This is a genomic window from Paenibacillus rhizoplanae, assembly GCF_042684125.1.
GTDB lineage: Bacteria > Bacillota > Bacilli > Paenibacillales > Paenibacillaceae > Paenibacillus_AQ > Paenibacillus_AQ rhizoplanae.
The window spans coordinates 31,945-52,185 of the sequence record NZ_JBHUKY010000064.1 but is presented as its reverse complement, the minus strand read 5'-3'; the positions used below and the strand labels follow the sequence as shown (position 1 = coordinate 52,185).

Annotated in this window: 13 protein-coding genes and 1 pseudogene; 10 read left to right on the top strand and 4 right to left on the bottom strand. The window is 55.3% G+C overall.

Going from position 1 to position 20,241, the window contains the following annotated elements:
• Positions 1 to 55 precede the first annotated feature (55 nt).
• Entirely contained in the window at positions 56 to 1,093 is a 1,038-nt protein-coding gene (locus tag ACFSX3_RS25960; protein WP_379258905.1) for a LacI family DNA-binding transcriptional regulator, read from the bottom strand.
• A gap of 317 nt (positions 1,094 to 1,410) precedes the next feature.
• Between ACFSX3_RS25960 and ACFSX3_RS25955 the strand changes: the two genes are divergently transcribed.
• On the top strand, positions 1,411 to 2,943 hold the full coding sequence (locus ACFSX3_RS25955) for a DUF5605 domain-containing protein (protein WP_209993625.1): 1,533 nt from the start codon (positions 1,411 to 1,413) through the stop codon (positions 2,941 to 2,943).
• 1 nt (position 2,944) lies between these two features.
• The gene (locus tag ACFSX3_RS25950; RefSeq protein ID WP_209993624.1) at positions 2,945 to 3,988 is read left to right on the top strand and encodes a Gfo/Idh/MocA family protein; all 1,044 of its coding nucleotides are present in this window, start codon (positions 2,945 to 2,947) and stop codon (positions 3,986 to 3,988) included.
• Between the two features lie 349 nt (positions 3,989 to 4,337).
• Here ACFSX3_RS25950 and ACFSX3_RS25945 read toward each other — a convergent pair whose 3' ends face one another.
• Positions 4,338 to 6,077 (bottom strand): ABC transporter ATP-binding protein, encoded by a 1,740-nt coding sequence (locus ACFSX3_RS25945; protein ID WP_209993623.1) that lies wholly within the window; start codon positions 6,075 to 6,077, stop codon positions 4,338 to 4,340.
• A gap of 128 nt (positions 6,078 to 6,205) precedes the next feature.
• Here ACFSX3_RS25945 and ACFSX3_RS25940 point away from each other — a divergent pair, with 128 nt between their 5' ends.
• The 4 genes from ACFSX3_RS25940 (at position 6,206) to ACFSX3_RS25925 (ending at position 11,927) form a co-directional block, all read left to right on the top strand.
• Entirely contained in the window at positions 6,206 to 7,645 is a 1,440-nt protein-coding gene (locus tag ACFSX3_RS25940) for an ABC transporter permease (protein ID WP_209993622.1), read from the top strand.
• 15 nt (positions 7,646 to 7,660) lie between these two features.
• Positions 7,661 to 9,169, top strand: a complete 1,509-nt coding sequence (locus tag ACFSX3_RS25935; RefSeq protein ID WP_209993621.1) for an ABC transporter permease — start codon at positions 7,661 to 7,663, stop codon at positions 9,167 to 9,169.
• Positions 9,170 to 9,247: 78 nt separating this feature from the next.
• The gene (locus tag ACFSX3_RS25930) at positions 9,248 to 11,089 is read left to right on the top strand and encodes an ABC transporter substrate-binding protein (RefSeq protein WP_209993620.1); all 1,842 of its coding nucleotides are present in this window, start codon (positions 9,248 to 9,250) and stop codon (positions 11,087 to 11,089) included.
• 172 nt (positions 11,090 to 11,261) lie between these two features.
• Positions 11,262 to 11,927: a serine/threonine protein kinase gene (locus tag ACFSX3_RS25925; RefSeq protein ID WP_209993672.1), complete on the top strand. Its 666-nt coding sequence runs from the start codon at positions 11,262 to 11,264 to the stop codon at positions 11,925 to 11,927.
• A 54-nt stretch (positions 11,928 to 11,981) separates the two neighbouring features.
• On the opposite strand, the gene ACFSX3_RS25920 is transcribed toward ACFSX3_RS25925, so the two are convergent.
• Positions 11,982 to 12,878: an AraC family transcriptional regulator gene (locus ACFSX3_RS25920; protein WP_379257343.1), complete on the bottom strand. Its 897-nt coding sequence runs from the start codon at positions 12,876 to 12,878 to the stop codon at positions 11,982 to 11,984.
• Between the two features lie 144 nt (positions 12,879 to 13,022).
• On the opposite strand from ACFSX3_RS25920, the gene ACFSX3_RS25915 reads away from it, so the two are divergent.
• From ACFSX3_RS25915 to ACFSX3_RS25905, 3 genes are all read left to right on the top strand, one after another.
• Positions 13,023 to 16,481, top strand: coding sequence for a DUF5107 domain-containing protein (locus tag ACFSX3_RS25915; protein ID WP_379313420.1), 3,459 nt, complete (start codon positions 13,023 to 13,025; stop codon positions 16,479 to 16,481).
• A gap of 28 nt (positions 16,482 to 16,509) precedes the next feature.
• On the top strand, positions 16,510 to 17,796 hold the full coding sequence (locus ACFSX3_RS25910) for a cellulase-like family protein (protein ID WP_209993618.1): 1,287 nt from the start codon (positions 16,510 to 16,512) through the stop codon (positions 17,794 to 17,796).
• Between the two features lie 89 nt (positions 17,797 to 17,885).
• Positions 17,886 to 18,281 carry a DUF488 domain-containing protein gene (locus ACFSX3_RS25905; RefSeq protein WP_209993617.1) on the top strand — a complete coding sequence of 132 codons (396 nt, stop codon included), beginning with the start codon at positions 17,886 to 17,888 and terminating at the stop codon, positions 18,279 to 18,281.
• Positions 18,282 to 18,347: 66 nt separating this feature from the next.
• Here the strand turns inward: ACFSX3_RS25905 and hmpA are convergent, their stop codons facing one another.
• The gene (gene hmpA / locus ACFSX3_RS25900; protein WP_209993670.1) at positions 18,348 to 19,529 is read right to left on the bottom strand and encodes an NO-inducible flavohemoprotein; all 1,182 of its coding nucleotides are present in this window, start codon (positions 19,527 to 19,529) and stop codon (positions 18,348 to 18,350) included.
• A gap of 274 nt (positions 19,530 to 19,803) precedes the next feature.
• Here hmpA and ACFSX3_RS25895 point away from each other — a divergent pair.
• Positions 19,804 to 20,232: pseudogene (locus ACFSX3_RS25895) on the top strand (RrF2 family transcriptional regulator); the annotation flags it as partial.
• Positions 20,233 to 20,241: the final 9 nt, after the last annotated feature.

Here is a 20,241-nt window from a genome sequence, read left to right as displayed (position 1 = left end):
CAGGCGGTTAGGGCTGGCTCCTGTTTTTTTGCAAATAGGCTGTGAATGTAGCTGACTAATCCGCAGAGGGTTCGAGCCTCCGGCAGGAAGCTCTCTCGATAAAGAGGGTGTCGACTTTGACCTTGGTGCTGACTGCGGGCTGCCGGTGAAGAGAAGCGGTGAACAGATCGACTGCCCATGCGGCCATCCGTTCTTTCTCCACATGTACCGTGGTCAGCTCCGGGGCTACAATCTGCGATTCATTGATATTATCGAAGCCGATGACGGATACATCCTCCGGGATGGAGAAGCCCAGCTCGCCGAGTGCCTTGATCGCGCTGATGGCGATGTAGTCACATTCACAGAAGAAGGCGGTGGGGAAAGGCTGTCCGCTGTCCTTCAGCCGCTGCAGCTTGTCCCGTAACGGCCCCTGTGAGGAAAATAAGGTCGGCGGCACCGCCAGCAGGCTGCTCCCGGGAATCTCCACCCGCGCCTCCGCCATGGCGTCCATGAACCCGCGCTGCCGTTCCCCGAAGTTATGAATCCGCTCCTCGGATGCGATATAACCGATCCTCCGGTGCCCGTGGCCGGTCAGATAGGTGCCTGCCTGATAAGCCCCCATATAATTGTTGATCTCGACAAAATGGACAGGCAGCGCATCGAAGCAGGTGTCCAGCACGATCAAGCCGGGCAGCTTGTCCGCAATATCGGCTATTCTGGCCGCATCCAGGCTGGTCCCGAGCAGAATCACGCCGCTGGTGGGCTCCTCCATCACTGATTGAATGCCCTGCTCATAGTTCTTCTCTTCAAGCGCGGAGAACATCAGACTGTAGCCCCCCATCCGGCAGCGTTCCTCGATATGATGAATCAGCTCCCGGAAGAAGGGCTGCTGATAGTACTCCTCATGAACCAGCCCGGCATTGGTGAACACCAGGAACCGCAGGGTGGTGGCGTTCGCTTCGGCGGCCGCTGCTCTTCCCCTGCCGGTGTATCCGTAGGTCTCCGCCAGGCGCAGGATTCGCCCGCGTGTCTCCGGCCCGACCCCCGGCTTTCCGTTCAGCGCCAGCGAGACGGCCCCTTTGGAGACCCCGGCCAGCCGGGCAAGCTCCTCCATATTCAATGACAAGACCTCCATTCAGCATCGTAGCTTAAGTATGTTTAGTGTAAGGGAAGGCGCTAATTTTAGCAATGAAGCGTAATTTGTATTTTTGTTTAGTTATGTTTAGTGAATTTGGCATATAATCGAGGTTAATACAATAGTTGAATAAGCTGGTTTTTAGCTTGAATAAGAACGTTGACGATGGCATGAAGGTGTTGTAGGATTGCTTTATAATAAATTTATAGTTAGTGATATTAGTTTTGTTTAGTTGTTGTTTAGTTTGATGTTGCTATTTGTATATCTTAGGATTCATACAGAAGGGAGCAGGACTTATGGCTAATCCGAAGGAAGCAGGGCAGGCTGAAGCATTCCAGGGGAGGGTCTCCGTATCGGTGCCTGACCAGACTTCACAGTGGGGCGTATGTGAAATTGTACTGCAAGGAGGTCCTGCCGGGGGCAATCCGTTTACGGAGGTAGCGCTGCAGGCGGAATTTTCGATGGGAGAACGTTCGGTTCTTGTTCTGGGCTTCTATGATGGAGACGGGGTATATCGCATCCGCTTCATGCCAGAGCATCAGGGGAAGTGGACGTTCCGGACCAGCAGCAATGAGCCTGCGCTGCATGAGCTTGAAGGGGAACTGGAATGCACGGCTGCTGCGGTCGGGAATCATGGTCCGGTCCGGGTGCGGAATACCTTTCATTTTGCCTATGCGGACGGAACGCCTTATCTTCCTGTCGGCACGACCTGCTACGCCTGGACCCATCAGGGGGATGAGATGGAGCGCCAGACGCTGGATACGCTGAAAGCGTGTTCTTTTAACAAAATAAGAATGTGCGTGTTCCCGAAATCCTACTCCTATAACGAGAATGAACCGGAATATTATCCCTATGAAGGCTCGGTGGAGGAAGGCTGGGATTACAGCCGGTTCAGTCCGGCGTTCTTCCGGCATCTGGAGGAGCGGATTGCAGATCTTGGGGAGCTGGGCGTCGAGGCCGACCTGATTCTGTTCCACCCGTATGACCGCTGGGGCTTCGCAGATATGGGCAAGGAGGCGGATGACCGCTATCTCCGGTACCTTGTAGCCAGGCTCTCAGCTTATCGCCATATCTGGTGGTCGCTGGCTAACGAATATGATTTCATGAGCAACAAGCAACTTACTGACTGGGAGCGGTATGCGCATATTGTAACGTCGTATGATCCTTACGGGCACCTGATCTCTAATCACAACGGTATTGCCTTCTATGATTTCAACCAGCCCTGGGTTACGCATTGCAGTATTCAGCGTGTGGATGCGTACAAGACTTCTGAGCATACGGATGAATGGAGACGGCGCTGGAATAAGCCTGTCGTGATCGATGAATGTGCCTACGAGGGCAATGTCGAGCATGGCTGGGGAAATATTACCGGGGAAGAGATGGTCCGCCGTTTCTGGGAAGGCGCGGTCCGTGGAGGGTATGTCGGACATGGGGAAACCTATCTGCACCCGGAAGATAAGCTCTGGTGGGCCAAGGGCGGCCGGCTGTATGGCACGAGCCCTGAGCGGATTGCTTTTCTGCGCCGCGTGCTGGAGGAAGGGCCTTCAGAGGGGCTGAACCCGCTGCCTTCGGATTGGGATCTGCCCAGAGCCGGGGTGGAGGATGAATATTATCTGTATTATTTCGGGTTTAACCGCCCTGGGTTCCGCCAGTTCACGATGAACCCGGAGTTCCGCTACAAGGTGGAACTGCTGGATACCTGGAACATGACGGTAGAACTGCTGGAAGGCAGCGTTCAGGGAACCTTCCGCATCGACCTGCCGGGGCGGACATATATGGCGGTGAGAATGACGCGCCTGCACGAAGAGTATGACCTGGAGGCGAAATAATATGTGGAAGGTTGGTGTTGTGGGCGCCGGGTACTGGTCGGATAAGCATCTGCAGGCATGGCAGCGTATCCCCGGCGTTCAAATTCATGGCCTGTGCGACCTGGATTCGGACAGGCTGCACAGGAAGGCAGAAGCATACGGGATTCCGGGGGACATGCTGTACTCCACGCTGGAAGACATGCTGTCTTCTGCGGAGCTGGATATAGTAGATATTATTACCGCGCCGGATACTCATCCTGAGCTGGTCGGACTGGCCGCACGGGCCGGGAAGCATATCATGTGCCAAAAGCCGTTTGCCCGTTCTATGGAGGAAGCCCGTGAGATGGTGGAAACGGCCCGTGCTGCGGGCGTCCGGCTGATGGTTACAGAGAACTGGCGCTGGCTGCAGCCGATTCAGGCCATCCGCAAGCTGCTGGATCAGGGAGCGGCAGGACGGCTTCAGACGATCCGCTATATTCACACGGATTATTATTCACCGCGCTTTGCCCCGGAGAATGAGCTGCCGCAACCGTTTTTCCGGGAGATGCCGAAGCTGCTGTTTTATGAGATGGGGGTCCACTGGTATGATACGTGGCGCTTCCTGTTCGGGGAGCCTAAGCGGCTGTATGCAGAGACCCGGAAGGTCAGCCCGTTTATTGCCGGAGAGGACGCCGGGCTGATTACTCTAGGCTACGAGGATTACATGGGCCTGATGGATATGAGCTGGGCCACCCGGCAGAATCTGCCGGGCAAGCTCACGCTGCCTGTGTTGCCGGACCATAAGGAACAGCTGATTATTGAAGGTGATCGGGCAACGATCAAGCTGTACAGCAGCGGTAGGCTCAGCCTGATTGATAACAGCGGGCTGGAGACTACGATTTCGGAGGATCACGGCCTTGATTTTGAAGAGAGCCATTACCGTCTGCAGTCTCACTACATTGAATGCCTGAATGCCGGTGAGGAATTCCAGACAAGCGGCGAAGATAATCTGAAGACGCTGGAGCTTGTATTCGGGACCTACCGAAGTGCGGAGGAGCATGAGGTCATTCATTTGGCGCAGCCCTAACGCGGCAACCGCTTCATTCCGTAGGTGAACAGGCTTGCGAGTAGAGGAATATAGCGGTATCGGGTCCACCGGCGGAGTGGGGAAGCTGAGGGAGTAATGGAAATGAGGCGCACAAGAGCAAGTGCACCCGAATTGGCTGAAAGCGGGCGGTAGGCGGAAATGAGGAGCATTAGTGCACCTGAATCGGCTGAAAGCGGGCGGTAGGCGGAAATGAGGAGCATTAGTGCACCTGAATTGGCTGAAAGTGGGCGGTGAGCGGAAATGAGGGGCACAAGTGCCCCTTAATTGCTCTTACCGTTGAAGTCCTGCATCCTCGGCCTTTATCCTTAAGCCCTCAGCCCTCAGCCTCTCAGCCCGCTGGTATAGCGACCCAGTGGCCTTCTGAGATCTCGACCAGGCTGGACTGGTCGAGGTTATATTTATCGACACCGCTGCTCTGCTCCTCCAGCAGCACCCGCTTCTTGGCCGCTTCGATCTTTGGATCGGGCACGGGGATGGCGGCCAGCAGCGACTTCGTATATTCATGCTGCGGATTAGTGTACAGCTCCTCGCTCTCAGCCAGCTCGACAATCCGGCCATTGTACATGACGGCCACCCGGTCGCTGATGTGCTTGACCATGGACAGGTCATGGGCAATGAACAGGTACGTCAGGCCGAGCCGCTGCTGCAGCTCCTCCAGCAGCTTCACTACCTGCGCCTGGATGGACATATCCAGCGCTGACAACGGTTCATCGCAGACGATGAACCTCGGCTCAACGGCCAGCGCGCGGGCGATGCCGATCCGCTGCCGCTGGCCGCCGGAGAATTCATGCGGGTAGCGGATGGCGAATGCCGGGTCCAGCCCGACCAGATCCAGCAGCTCCTCGACCCGCTTTTTTCGCTCCTTCTTGCTGCCGGCAAGCTGGTGGACATCCAATGCCTCACCTATAATATCCATGACCTTGAAGCGCGGATTCAAGGATGCATACGGGTCCTGGAAGATCATCTGCATATGGCGCCGCATGATCTTCATCTCCTGGGCATTAAGCCGGTTCACCGCCATGCCCTGGAACAGTACATCGCCGCCGGTCGGCTCATGCAGCCGGAGAATCGAACGTCCGGTCGTGGACTTCCCGCTGCCGGACTCACCGACCATGCCGAGCGTCTCTCCTTCGCGGATATGGAAGCTGATATCATTGACCGCGCGCAGCACCCGGCCCTTGCCCAGATTGAAATGCTGCTTCAGCGATCTGACCTCCAGCAGCGGCCGATTGCCTTCTCCTTGAATAATCAGACCGGGCGGCTTGGGCTTCTTCTTCTCATCCAGCCGGGGCAACGCATTCAGCAGCCGCTGCGTATACGGGTGCTGCGGGCGGGCGAAGATGTCCTCTGTGCGGCCTGTCTCCACAATCTCCCCGTCCTTCATAACCGCTACACGGTCACACATCCCTGCAACAACGCCCAGATCATGGGTGATCAGAATGATGGAGGTGCCCAGACGCTGCTGCATATGCTTCATCAGATTGAGAATCTGCGCTTGAATCGTCACATCGAGTGCGGTAGTCGGCTCGTCTGCAATAAGCAGGGCCGGCTGGCAGACCAGAGCGATAGCGATCATGACCCGCTGCCGCATCCCGCCCGAGAATTCATGCGGGTACTGCTGGTAGCGCATTTCGCTGTCGCGGATGCCGACCTGCTTCAGCATTTCCAGCGCTTCCTGCTTCGCAGCTCTGCGGGACAGCTTGCGGTGCTTGATCAGACTCTCGCTGATCTGCTCACCGATGCGGATGGTCGGGTTCAGGGAGCTCATCGGGTCCTGAAAGATCATACCGATCTCCTGCCCGCGGATATTCTCCATCTGCTTCTCCGTTTTATCCGCCAGGTTATCTCCCAGGAAGACAATCTCCCCATCCTTTATAAGTGCGGGCGGGGAAGGCAGCAGTCTCATGATGGAGCGGGCGGTGACGCTTTTGCCGCTGCCCGATTCACCGACGATCCCTAGCGTTTCCCCTTTATAGACTTCAAAGCTTACGCCCCGCACAGCGGCACGCTCTTCGTCATGGCTCTGGAAAGAGATGTGCAGATTATTTACTGTCAAAATCGGGTCCATGGTTCCACCTGCCACTTTTCTAATAATTTTAAATAACATACCTTGACTTTAACCAACTCTATTAATAAAATATACCTTATCTATCGGAATAGTACAAATTCAAATTAGAGAGAAGGAGGACAGGTCATATGGAGGCGGCAAAAAGTGGGGGTCAGCCTTTTGCAGAGGCCATAGGTGATTCTTACAGCAAACTGCTGCAGAACGCCTCATATCGTTATTTCGCCCTGATCCTCGGCGCGCCTGTTAATCTGTTCACACTGCTCGTCCACCGTTCCCGTAAGGCCGGGGATGTTCATACTTCCGTGCTGCAGGAGACCCGTGAGGAGCTGCTGGCTTCCGGGCTTCAGGAGGAGCTGCACGCGGAATTCACAGCGCAGCTGCAGAGCAAGGCCAGATTCTTCAAGGAGCAGCTTACGGAGACCGAAATTGAGGCAGAGGCACAGAAGCTGACGGGAGAACGGTTCGAGTGTATGGCTGCCGAAAGGGCAGACCGCAGGCTGAAGGAGCAGGGACTTACCAGATCAACCTTCATCAGTACCTTTCGCTCACTGCTGCAGCATCCGTTATTTTTACCGTTATCATTCATTCCGGGCCTGCCGCTATATCTGTTAATTTGGCTATATAGCAGCCCGTATCTCAAATACATATTTGAAAGATTGGTCATGACGGTATTTGTTATTTTCGGAGTGGCAGTGCTTGTATTCACCATATTATATATCTCACCGTTTGATCCTGCGGTCAATATTCTCGGCCAGACGGCTACCGATGCGCAGATCATCGAATTCAACAGGGTCTACGGGCTGGATCAGTCTTATCTGGTGCAGCTATGGGACAATGTGAAGGGGATTGCCATGTTCGATCTCGGCAAATCGTTTGCGGGGAACGAAGAGATTGTATCAGCCATCGGGCGAAAATTCCCGGTTACGCTGGAGCTGACGCTGTTCTCCCTGCTGATGGCTGTGGGGATCGCCATTCCCATCGGGATTATCTCGGCAGCGAAGCCCAATTCCTGGTTGGATTATACCTTCATGCTGATTGCCTTAATCGGCTTGTCGATCCCGAGCTTCTGGCAGGGGCTGGTCTTCATCCTTGGCTTCTCCATCAAGCTGCAGTGGCTTCCGGCGACGTTCAATCCGGGGAACTGGATGACCTTCATTATGCCGGTGGTGGTCCTGGGGACAGGCCTCACGGCGGCGATTGCCCGGATGACCCGGGCGTCTACCCTGGAGGTTATCCATGAAGATTACATTATAACTGCCACTGCCAAAGGCTTGAGCAAACGCAAGGTGCTGCTTAAGCACGCGGTACGCAATGCGCTGATCCCGATTGTCACGGTCATCGGCCTGCAATTCGGCGCGATGCTGGGCGGGGCGGCCGTAACGGAGAAAGTATTCAACATCAGCGGACTGGGCAGCTATATCGTCGATAAGCAGTTTATTCCCGACATTCCGGCCATTATGGGCGGGGTGGTCTATACGGCTATTACCATTTCCTTAATTAATGCACTGATCGATATTCTATACGCTTTTGTGGACCCGCGTATCCGGTCCCGGATGAAACAATACTGATAGCAGGTGACATTCATGGTTAACACAAACGCTGACAGGCGTGCAGCACAGCTTAGACTCACGGCCTCTCCGGATTACCGGCAGGCAGGTTTTGCCTGGGTGGGGTCGCTTATCATAACACTGATCCTGCTGCTGAGCAGCTATGACTGGGAGAGTCAGGCCATCAAGCCTTATATAGGAATGGCTACCCTGGCTTATGGATTCTTCACGCTGTTGCAGGTGCTGATTACGCTGCTGATCCGCAGAGATCTGATCGCACAGGGAGAGATCCGCAGCGGGACAAGGGCTTTGGGGTATGTCCAGCTCCTCAGCCTTGCTACGGGCAATGTGTTCCTGGTGACGGCTGCCCTTCAACTGATCCAGAAGCGCAAATCACCAGAGTACACGCTGGCTGTATATGCTCTGCTGACGGAGATAGCGGTGATTGCCGTCTCGGCCTTGAACCTCTACAAGCCTTACGTAGCGGACACCTTCCTCACAGGAATGTTCATCCTGCTGGCGGTAGCTGCGTTCCATCTGCTAGTGGTCGTGCTTACCGCCAGATTCGTACGCCGCCGCCAGATTCCCCGGAGGATGGTCTGGGTAGCTTATCCGCTGCTCCTTACCTCGCTGACCGGTAATCTGTTCGCGCTGGCCCTGGGTATTATTCTGCTGGTCCGCATCCGTAACCGGGACAACCCGGCAGTAGCCGGGTGGGAGGATGTGCTGGAGCGGCTGACCCGTAACACGACAGCGATGCTCGGTCTGCTGTTCGTCGCCTTTCTGTTCTCCGTCTCCGTCTGCAGCTATGTTACCTTCGATTACGGCATGGCGGTAGACAACAATTATTCACTGATTTTGCAGCCGCCGTCACTAGCGTATCCGCTGGGTACGGACAATTTCGGACGCTGCCTGTTTACACGGATTATTTTCGGCGCAAGGATCTCGCTGATTGTCGGGGTGATGTCCACGGTTCTGCCGCTTATACTCGGAGGCGTTCTGGGAGCGATATCGGGCTACTACGGACGTTATACGGACAACATCATCATGCGTGCACTGGATGTGCTGTATGCCATTCCGGGTATCCTGCTGGCGATTGCGATTATCGCCGCCTTCGGCGTAAGTACGGTCAATCTGATTCTGGCGCTCAGCGTCGGAGCCATCCCGACGTATGCCCGGACCATGCGGGCGAGTGTGCTTCAGGTCTCTACTTATGAATACGTGGATGCCGCGCGGGCCTTTGGCTCCAGCCATTCAGCGATTATTTTCAAGCATATTGTTCCGAATTCACTGGCTCCCATGATCGTTAAGGCCACACTGACCATCGGCGGTGCGGTCATTTCTACCAGCAGTCTCAGCTTTCTGGGTCTGGGGATCGAACCTCATATCCCGGAATGGGGCAATATTCTCAAGCTGGGCAGCACGTATCTGGAGACGAACTCCTATCTGGCGATTTTCCCGGGACTGGCCATTATTGCGCTGGTGCTGTCGTTCAACTTCTTCGGTGACGGGCTGCGCGATGCGCTCGATCCCAAGATGGATTAACCGCAATTTTGGAAAATGCGTCTTAAGCTGACGTTTTTCATAGAGACATAATAGATAGATACCGGGGAGGAAACTGTAATGAAAACAAAATCCACACTGGCTCTGCTGCTGACGCTGATCCTGGTCCTTAGCGGATGCTCCGTAGCAACCAAATCGAATACGGCTGGCCAGACGGCTGAACCGGCTACTTCGGAAGCACCGGCCTCTGCGCCTGCGGGCGACAGTACACCTGTCAATATTGAAGTGCTTGGCATGAGCAGCAATGAGTCGGATATGAACATTGTCCGCGACCAGCTCACCAAGAATGGGTTCAACGTGAAGCTGAATGTCCAGCCGGATTACGCCAGCTTCAAGGCCCAGGAGGATGCAGGCAACTATGATGTGTCTCTCTCTGGCTGGACGACTGTCACCGGGAATCCCGATTATGCCGTGAGATCGCTGTTCACCACCGGCGGGGACTACAGTATTCAGTCCGATGCCGAGCTGGATGCTCTGATTAATAAAGCAGCCGCGCAAACGCCGGAAGAATATCTGCAGACCTACAAGGATTTCGAGCAGCGCCTGGTCTTCGATGAAGCCCGCATTGCTCCGCTGTATGTCTCTATGAAGAGCCAGGCGGTCAACAAAGAGGTGCTTAAAGCCGATTCGGTAAGACTGTCCAAATCCCGTGCACTGGCTTGGGAAGATATCGACTTCGTGGACACGGCGAAACGGGCAACCACTCCGCTGATTCTCTCTCAGGCGCTCTCCAACCTGACGTCCCTGGACCCGATCAAAGGCAATGACGGCTCGATCAACCAGCTTAATACGAATATGTATGTACGCCTGGTCAATCTGACCGATGATGACAAAATCACTTCCGACGCTTCGCTGTCCCGCAACTATAGTATTGCAGACGGCAATCAGGACTACTATTTCATCCTGCGCGACGACATCAACTTCGCCAAGATCGACAACAAAAAAGCTGTAGATACCGGTGAGCGTGTAGGCGGAGACGATGTCGTGTTCTCCCTGGACCGTGCCAAGAACAAGGATTCTGTGCCGGATCACCGCACCTACAGCTTGCATGAGCATATCAACACGGTAGAGGTATTCACGGACCTGGACGCCCTTGGCTCGATCAAGCAGGCAGGCGGCAAAGGGACCGTTAAAGAAGCGCTGGAGCAAGGCCTGGAAGCGCCGATCTCCGGGCTTGTGAGCGACAAGAAGCAGGCTGACAACAAGCAGGGGAAATATCAGGTGATCAAGCTGACGACGACAGAGCCTTTTCCGCAGGTGCTGAACTATCTGGCGCATCAATCTGCCGGTATTGTCTCCAAGAAGCAGGTAGAGAGCATCAACACGTATGATGTAGCCAAGTTCGATGTGAACAAGGATATCCCTTACGGTGACCAGAATACGGTAACGGAAGGCGCCAAATACGACAACAAGCTGTATGCCAGCGGTCCTTACATCCTGTCCTATAAGAATGACTATGAAGGAGTTTTCCTTAAGAATCCTGCTTATCAAAAAGGTACCGACAACGAAGCGCTGATCAACCAGGTTAACGTGCGCTTTATTGCCGACGCTGATAGCACTCTGTCTGCCCTACGCAGCGGTGAAATCTATGTCTACTATGGCGTGCCTGAGACGAAATACGATGTGGTAGAAGGCGACAGCAAGCTCCAGCTGAAGAGCATTCCGAGCAACGCGATGAGCTACCTGCTGTTCAACACCAAGAACCGCGATGTAGCAAACAGCACAGATCTCCGCAAGGCTGTACTCTACTCCATCAATCAGGATGAGATTCTGGCCTTCTATAAGGGGAAAAAGATCAAAGCCGTCTCCACGCTCAGTCCGCTGATGGATACCGGAAATGAGCTGAAGGCCGATCCGGCCAAGGTGAAGGAATTCCTGGCTGCCTATCAGGCAGGCAAGTAATAGATTGGGAGCTGTCTGTGTGAGGCTTAGCTGAATGCATCATCAGGAAGAACCGGGCAGGGATGGTCCGGTTCTTTCTTGTGTCTGCAGACAGAGATTAGCTGAACAGTGTTTTTTGGCGTACACTAAGCTTAATAGAGTCATTACTGAACTGAACTGCGGGGTGAGAAGGATGGAGAAGCTGCTGGAGCAGATCACGGGCGAGCTGCTGGGACAGGTTAGTATCGAGAGCGTGAATCCGCTGGAGCCGGTGAAGGTAGGCGGTGTGCCCAAGCCCTGGAAGGTACTCGGAACCGGAAATTATGCGGCTGTCTTCTGCCGTCAGGGGGCTGAGGAATACGCAGTGAAGATCTACGCGCCGGGCAGGCCGGGCATTGAGGAAGAAACAGAGGTGTACCGCCTCCTCGGGCAGCATCCGGCCTTCTCGGAATGCTATTATGCCGGAGCGGATTTTCTGGTCCTCAAAAGGCTGGGAGGAGTCACCTTCTACGATTCTATGCAACGCGGCATTCTCATTACCGGACAAGCTATTGAAGACATTGACAACGCGCTTCAGTATGCGAGGTCACGGGGACTGCGCCCGCATGATATCCACGCCAAGAATGTGATGCTCCGGGACGGCCGGGGACTAATTGTAGATGTCTCGGATTTCCTGAAGGATGATGACTGCAGCATGTGGGAGGATTATAAGCAGCTCTATTACCGTTTGTACCAGCCGGTTGCTTCCCGCCGGGTATTTCCGGTTCCCCGTCTGATTCTGGAGGCGGTCCGCAGAGGCTACCGGTTCTGGCGGCGGCGGAAGCAGGGGCGGAGCGGGTTCACTCTTTTTCGAAAATGATAGATGTTTCTATAGCGGTGCTTGCAGCCTGCAGACTTGAGCAGATCAACGGCTTCAGCCCTTCGGAATGCGGCGGTAGCTGGAAGGAGAGAAGCCGGAGATTCTCTTGAACAGCCGGGAAAAGTAATAGGGGTCGTTGATCCCTACGGCAGCGCCGACCTCCTTAATGCTGAGTTCGGTAAGATCGAGCAGATGGCCGGCCCGCTGGATTTTGAGCCGCAGGAAATACTCGACCGGGGAGACCCCGGTCTCGGCGTTGAAGATATAGATCAGATGCTGCTTCGACACGCCGACATGCTTAGCCAGTTCAGGCAGGGTAAGTGTGGCGTCCAGCCGTCCGTTCATATATTGAATGGCCTGTTCCAGATACGTCCTGCGTTTCTTCTCCTGCGCGGATTGGCTTGCCGTTATGCCAATGCCGGAGAGCAGCTGTCTGCCCGTCTGGGCGATATGCACATGGGTAGCCAAGGCGTAGGTCTGCTCAGCGAGCAGCTCATAGACCGGGACGAACCAGTCGATGAGCCGGGCCTTGCCGCTCGGGGATAAACTCAAGGGAGCCCCCGACAATCCGAACAGCTCCACCAGCCTATCCGCGTGGCTCCCTTGGAAATGAAACCAGTAAATGCTCCATGGGTTCCCAAGTATGGCCCCGTACCGGTGCGGGGTGCCCGGCGGAATAATCACCATATCCCCCGGCTGCATGGTCATCTGCTCCCCGTGGTTCAGCTCCGCCCAACCCTCCCCCGCTTCACAAAAGATAAAGATATGGGACGCGCTGCCTTCCCCGCGTTCTCTGTAATGGTACTGGGCATTGGGGAAGTACCCAATGTCCGTAATGAACAAGGAGGCAGTCAGCTCCTCCTGCTCCAGTTCCTTCATCCAATATTCCGGCAGCACATACAGCTTCTCCTCGATAAACCCTTCCGGCTTGCGGATTTGACCATGATTCACGCTGGTTCCCTCCCTAACGGACAGTATGTTAACAAGTTTGCACAGAATAAGAATATAATCCATCACTTCCCGCATTTCGTCAATTGGAACCTTCCCGGCCAGAGGCTAGAGTAGAACTATCAAGTCAAGGGAGGCAGTGAAGGCATGAAGCATGCAGGTAGCGGTAAGATGCCGGAGGCAGCCGGGGACAACGCGGGCAAAGCGGACCACGTGGACAATACGGACGGAGCAGACCGGGTGCAGGTAAGGGAGACCCGTGTGATTATACCAACCTATGAGGCGGGCGCCGCTGATCCGAGTCCTATGTTTCTGGAGAAAAGAGTCTATCAGGGAAGCTCGGGGCGTGTATACCCGCATCCCGTGATTGAGAGCATCTCGGATGTGAAGCAGGATAGATCGTACAAGCTGATTATTTTGGAGAATGAATATCTGCGCATAGAGATCATGCCGGAGCTTGGAGGGCGGATCTACCGGGCGCTCGACAAGACGAATAACTATGATTTTGTCTATTATAACCGCGTAATCAAGCCTGCTCTGGTCGGCCTTGCGGGTCCTTGGATCTCCGGGGGCATTGAGTTCAACTGGCCGCAGCATCACCGCCCGAATACGTTCGGACCCGTTGAATATAAGCTTGAGGCTGCTGAGGATGGAAGCGCTATCGTATGGGTGAGCGAGATTGACCGGATGTACGGGACGAAGGTTACGGCTGCATTCAGGCTCTATCCGGGCACCGCCTATCTGGAGGTCCATGCCCAGTGTTATAACCGGACGCCGCAGGCGCAGACTTTCCTTTGGTGGGCCAACCCGGCGGTCGCGGTTAATGAGCAGACGCAGTCTGTTTTTCCACCTGATGTCACAGCCGTCTTCGATCATGGAAAAAGGGATGTATCGCGCTTCCCAATGGCTACCGGCACCTATTACAAGCAGGATTATTCGGAAGGCGTGGACATCTCCCGCTATAAGAATATTCCGGTTCCGACCTCCTATATGGCCTATAAGTCGGATTATAATTTTGTCGGCGGATATGATCACGGCGTCCAGGCGGGGCTGCTGCATGTGGCTAATCATCATATCTCACCGGGGAAGAAGCAATGGACCTGGGGGAACGGGGAGTTCGGGCAGGCCTGGGACCGCCAGCTGACCGATGAAGACGGGCCTTATATTGAACTCATGACGGGCGTATATACCGATAATCAGCCTGACTTCACCTGGTTGCAGCCGTATGAGGAGAAGAGCTTCACCCAGTATTTCATGCCGTATAAGGGCATCGGTCTGGTGAAAAATGCCTCGGTAGACGCTGCGGTCAATTTGGAGGTTGATGCGGAATTGGCTCAGGCGGTGGTAAAGGTATACGTGACCTCACGGCTTGAACAGGCCGTTATCCGGTTAAGCGGAGCCGCTGGCGAGTATCTGCGGGAGACTGCACATCTGTCTCCGGCAGAGGCTATAGAGCGTAAGGTCATGCTGGACCATGGAGAGCAGGAGCATGACCTCAAGCTGACGGTCCATAGTGCCGAGGGCAGGCTGCTGGTCGCCTATCAGCCGAAGCGGCCGGAGATCGGACGTATCCCTGAGGCGGCGAAGCCGCTGGAAGCGCCCGAAGAGCTGCGTTCAGCAGAGGAGCTGTATCTGGCCGGCCTGCATCTGGAGCAGTACCGGCATGCCACCTTTGAGCCGGAGGCCTATTATCTGGAAGGGCTTAAGCGGGACAGCGGGGATATCCGGCTGAATGTAGCGTATGGAACACTGCTGCTCCGCCGCGGGCAATATGCGCAGAGTGAGCCCTTGTTCCGCCGCGCCATTGAACGTCTGACCTCGCGTAACCCTAACCCTTATGACAGCGAAGCCTATTATCAGCTGGGGGCAGCCCTGCGCGGCCTAAACCGCCTGGATGAGGCTTTTGCCGCGTATTACAAAGCGGTATGGTCGGCAGCCTGGCAGGATGCGGGGTATTTCTCGCTCGCTCAGATTGCCTGCCAGCAGGGCCGGTATGCCGAGGCGTTGGAGCTGGCGGAGCGTTCGCTGATCCGCAATGCACGTAATTATAAGGCGAGGAACCTCAAGTCTGCTCTCCTGCGCAGACTTGGCCGGCCGCAGCAGGCGAGGGAATTCGCCAGCGAGACTATGCGGCTTGATCCTGCTGATTTTGGCGCATATAACGAACTAGCTCTGGCTCTTGCAGCACTGGAGGACCCTGCTGCGGCAGAAGAAGCGCTGAGCGAATTGGAACGGCTTATGCGTGGTGACGCACACAATTACCTTAATCTTATGGCAGATTATATGGGCTGCGGACTGTACACGGAAGCTCTTGCTGTAGGGGAGAAGGCGGCCCAGCGGGCCAGCTCGGAACCCGAATCTGAACTCGAACTAGAAGTCGAATCCGTCTATCCGATGCTGTATTATGCCCTTGGCGAATTATACGAACGCACGGGACAAGTTGAGCAGGCACGGGAGGCCCGCCGCAAGGGGCAAGCGGCCCGCCCGCTGTACTGCTTCCCGAACACCCTGTCCGAGCTTGATTGGCTGTTAAGCGCCGTCCGGGCAAATCCCCGGGATGATAAGGCCCATTACTATCTCGGCAATCTCTATTACGACAAGAAGCGGCCGGAGGAAGCGGCGGCAAGCTGGGAACGTTCACGTGAACTGAGAGGGGATTTCGCCACCGTTCACCGCAATCTGGCCCTGGCCTATTATAACAAGCAGAACAAGCCTGAGGCGGCGCTCGCTTCACTGGAGCAGGCTTTCGCCTGTGCGCCGCAGGATGCGCGGATTCTGTATGAGCTGGATCAGCTGCGCAAGAAGCTCGCGTGGTCTGCGGGGGAGCGGCTGGATCATCTTGAAGCCCAGCGCAGCCTGGTGGAGCAGCGGGATGATTTGTATCTCGAATATGTTACGCTGCTTAACCAGCTTGAGCGCTATAACGAAGCGGTTAGGGCATTAAGCTCGCGTAACTTCCATCCCTGGGAGGGCGGAGAGGGGAAGGTGACCGGGCAATACCAATTCGCCCACAGCGGACTTGGCAGACAGGCCCTGGAGAACGGGCAGTATGAAGCCGCGCTCGAGCATTTCCGGCTGGCCCTGGCCTATCCGCATAATCTAGGCGAGGGGAAGCTGGAAGGGGCGCAGGAGAATAATATCCATTATGCTCTTGGCCGGGTATACGAAGGACTTCAGCAGGAAGAAGAGGCTGTCCACTGCTACAGGGCGGCGTCACAAGGTCTGGCGGAGCCGGCAAGTGCGGTGTTCTACAATGACCAGCCGCCGGAGATGATTTTCTACCAGGGGCTGGCCTGGCTGAAGCTCCAGCAGCCGAAGGAGGCGAAGCGCCGCTTCAATCTACTGATCGATTATGCCGAGCGTCATCTCTTCGACGGTATCAAGCTGGACTATTTCGCCGTATCGCTGCCGGATTTCCTGGTGTTTGAGGATGATCTCAACCGGCGCAATGTCATTCATTGCCGCTATATGCGGGGACTCGGGCTTCTCGGGCTGGGCCGGTATGAAGCAGCGGTAGCGGAGTTTGATTCAGCTCTTGCCCTGGACCCTAATCATCAGGGAGCCGGAGTTCACAGACGGATGGCCGGAAGTGTCCTGAACCGGTAAAATAAGCTAATTCTAAGGAGTGAAAAGAATGGATTCATTGCTGAGCAGGCTGCCGCGTAAGCTTACCCTCACCATGTGGGATTTCTCCTGGTACACGATGACCTTGCCGGGCGAGCCTTATCATGATCTGGCGGCAAGATGCAAGGAAGCGGCGGACAGAGGGTACAACACCATCCGGATATGTGCTATGCCGTTCCTGTTATTCACTGCGGAGGGCAAACGTCCCGGACCGCTGCACTTCGGTAGTCTGGGGGAAGTGGGCCAGCGTACCCGCTGGTACAACTGCCGCGGCGGTGCCGAGCTGGACGGACATGCGCATCTGCTGGAGCTGTTCAGGCAGGCCAAGGCACACGGGCTCTATATTATGCTGTCTTCCTGGGAATATCAGCAGAGCCCCAGCTTCCTGGCTTATCCCGCGCTGCGAGATGAGCTGGCTGCAATTGCTCCCGCAGAGCGGTTCATGACCCTGGCCCGGTCAATGGATCAACTCCTCAGGTATATCAAGGCAGAGGGCTTTGCCAGTCAGATTGTCTATGCCGAGCTGCATAATGAAGTGGAGTTCGGACAGCTTACCGCTGTGGGTACCGCACAGGGAATCGGTGCAGCCGATACGCCCAGGCTGGTGGAGGCCATGCAGCCTTATATCGAGGAAGCGGTGGGCTATCTCCGGGGGCAGCATCCCGATGTTCTGATCACGGCCAGCTATACGCTGAACGAAGCTTATCCGAAGGCATATGTAGCCCGTAATTTGCAGGTGGCCCACTATCATCTCTATATCAAAGGCGTGCTGAATGAGCTTATGGACGCGGCGGGATTGAACGATGAGGAGCTGCCTTTTCCGAATGCCTTTGTCCTGTCTATGCTGAGGGAGGATGCCCCGCCCTTCGGGGAATGGACCCTGCCCGCAGGGCAGGAGTGGCGGATGGAGGGAAATCCGGTCGGGATGAAGCTGATCTATCTGCATGATTGGGCTGACCCTGATCTATGGGATCTCTACCTGTATGACCGTTACGGAGCCCACAAGCTGGCGATGCTGCAAAAAGCGGACATGCGCCTGGAAGAAGCGCAGGAATGGGCTGTACATTCAGCCCTGCCGGTGGTGATCGGCGAAGGCTATGTCGGCTATACCCCGCTGCTTGCAGGCTTCGAGGAGGGCCCGGTCGGGAAATTCATTGCCGAGTACGCGCTGCGTAAGGGGATGGCCCTGGGCTTCTGGGGCATGACGCTGTGCTCCAACTGTGCGCCGCATCATCCGTTCTGGCAGGATGTGGCCTGGCAGCAGCGGTGGAACCGGTACATTCTTGAAGCGGAGTAGCTGCATCCCTCCAGGACGGACAGCCGATGGAGGTAGAGTAGGCTCCGTGGTATATTGGGTGTAATAGTGGTGAGCAGGAGGGATGCAGCATGGGAGAGTCATCCGGCGGGAAAGCCGCTGATGCTCCGTACGCTATAGGTCTGAAGCGGATCTATGAGCCTGCGGATCCCGGAGACGGATACCGGATTCTGGTGGACCGGCTGTGGGCGCGCGGAGTGACGAAGGAGCAGGCGGCCATTGACGAGTGGATGAAGGACATCGCGCCAAGCCCGGCGCTGCGTATATGGTTCGGGCATCTGCCGGAGCGGTTCGCGGCATTCAAGGAACGGTATACCAGGGAGCTGGAGGAGAATCCGGAATGCGCGGGGCTTGCGGAAGCGATCCGGGAGCGGGCGCTTGAACAGAGGGTTACGCTGGTCTATGCTGCGAAGGACCCGGTGCATAACCATGCGAAGGTACTCTATGAATGGCTGATCTCACGTTAAAAAAACGGGCCTCCTCCGAATGAATATCCGTTCGGCAGGTGGCCCGTGTGCTTTTAGCTGAACAATCTACGCGTTGCTTAGCTGCAGGGCCGGTCCGAAGAACTCATAATGAATCTGAGCCTCGGTCATTCCGAACTTCCGCAGTTCGCCAATCATGGCTTCCATAAAAGGAACAGGCCCGCACACGTAAGCATCTCCGGTAACATCTACATAGCTCTTTAGAATTTCGCCTGTAATCACGCCATCCGGTCCGCCGGAGTAGAAGGTTCTGGTCTTGATGTTGCTCAGCGCCGCCGCATGCTTCTCAATATCTTTACCAAAGGCAGCAAGCGATTCGTTCCGTGCAGAGTGGAGGAAGACAACCGGCCGGTCCGGTGTTACATTAGCCACAGTCTCGAGCATGCTCATCATAGGGGTGATGCCTACGCCGCCTGAGATGAAGGCTACAGGGGTAGTTACGGAAGTATCCAGCAGGAACTCGCCGGCAGGGGCGCTCACCTCAACGGTATCACCCTCATTCACTTCGTTATGAAGATAGACAGATACCACGCCATTCGGGTCATTCGTCTCCTCGCGTTTCACAGAAATGCGGAACTCATCCGGCTTCGGCGCTTGGGACAGGCTGTATTGGCGGATCATGGTGTATTGCTCTCCAGGAATCAGCACACGGACAGAGATGTACTGGCCCGGCTTATAGTCTGGTACATTCGAGCCGTCGGCCGGCTTCAGATAGAACGATGTAATGCTGCCGCTCTCCTGAACCTTACGCACCACGGTAAAAGGCTTAAAGAAGTTCCAGCCGTTGTCCTGTTCCCTCGCTTCCTTGTACATGCTGTCTTCCACTCCGATGAATGCATCAGCAATCACTCCGTACGCGGCTTCCCAGGCACTGAGGATCTCATCCGTAGCGGCATCGCCTAGCACCTCCTTGATGGCCTTCAGCAGGAATTCTCCGACGATCGGGTAATGCTCCGGCTTGATGCCGAGACTGACATGCTTGTGGGCGATCTGGACCACCGCTGGGAGAATGTTCTCAAGATTGTCTATGTGGACTGCCGCTGCATACACCGCATTGGCCAGTGTCGCCTGCTGGCGGCCTTGCGCCTGGTTGGCGTGGTTGAACACATTCAGCAGCTCCGGGTGGGCCTCGAACAGATTCCGGTAAAATACCGTGGTAATGGTAGTCCCGTGTTCCGCCAACACAGGCGCTGTGGATTTGACAATGTCACGAGTCTCTTGAGTTAAAATATCGATCATCCCCTCTCCATATAGTACAAAATTAATATATACGCTTTTTAAGATAAAAGATATATTTAAAATACCACTTTAACAAAATGGACAAATAATATGATATCCTCTGTAAAAAATACCACTTACTTGAGGCGAAATGCGTATCTTCCTTCTTCGCTGGTTGGCTATACGTGCCTATAGGACAAGCCGGGATGTTAGATGGCGTGGTATAGTTGGATGGAGGGTATGACTGGTTTCGTGGTGCATTTGTAAACAGAATGGAGAGAAGAGAATGAGGCTGACGTTATATACCGACTACTCCTTGCGCATCCTCATGTATCTCGGAGCGAAGCAGCGGGAAGAACTGACTACTATACAGGATATCTCCAGTGCTTATGGCATCTCCAAGAATCATCTGATGAAGGTGTCGCATGAGCTCGGCAAGGCGGGTTATATTGAGACGGTCAGAGGGCGCGGGGGAGGGATCAGACTGGCGCTTGCGCCGGAGAAGATCAATATCGGGGAGGTCGTGCGCCGGATGGAGGATGATTTCTATCTCGTCGAATGCTTCCAGCCTGCAGGCGGCAGTTGTCCGATCTCCCCGGTGTGCAGACTCAAAGGTGTGCTGGGCAAAGCCCTGAACGCCTATCTGCAGGTACTGGGCGAGTATACGCTTCTGGACCTGTTGATGAATAGAGATGATCTGCATGCCATTCTGCAGGAGAGCAGC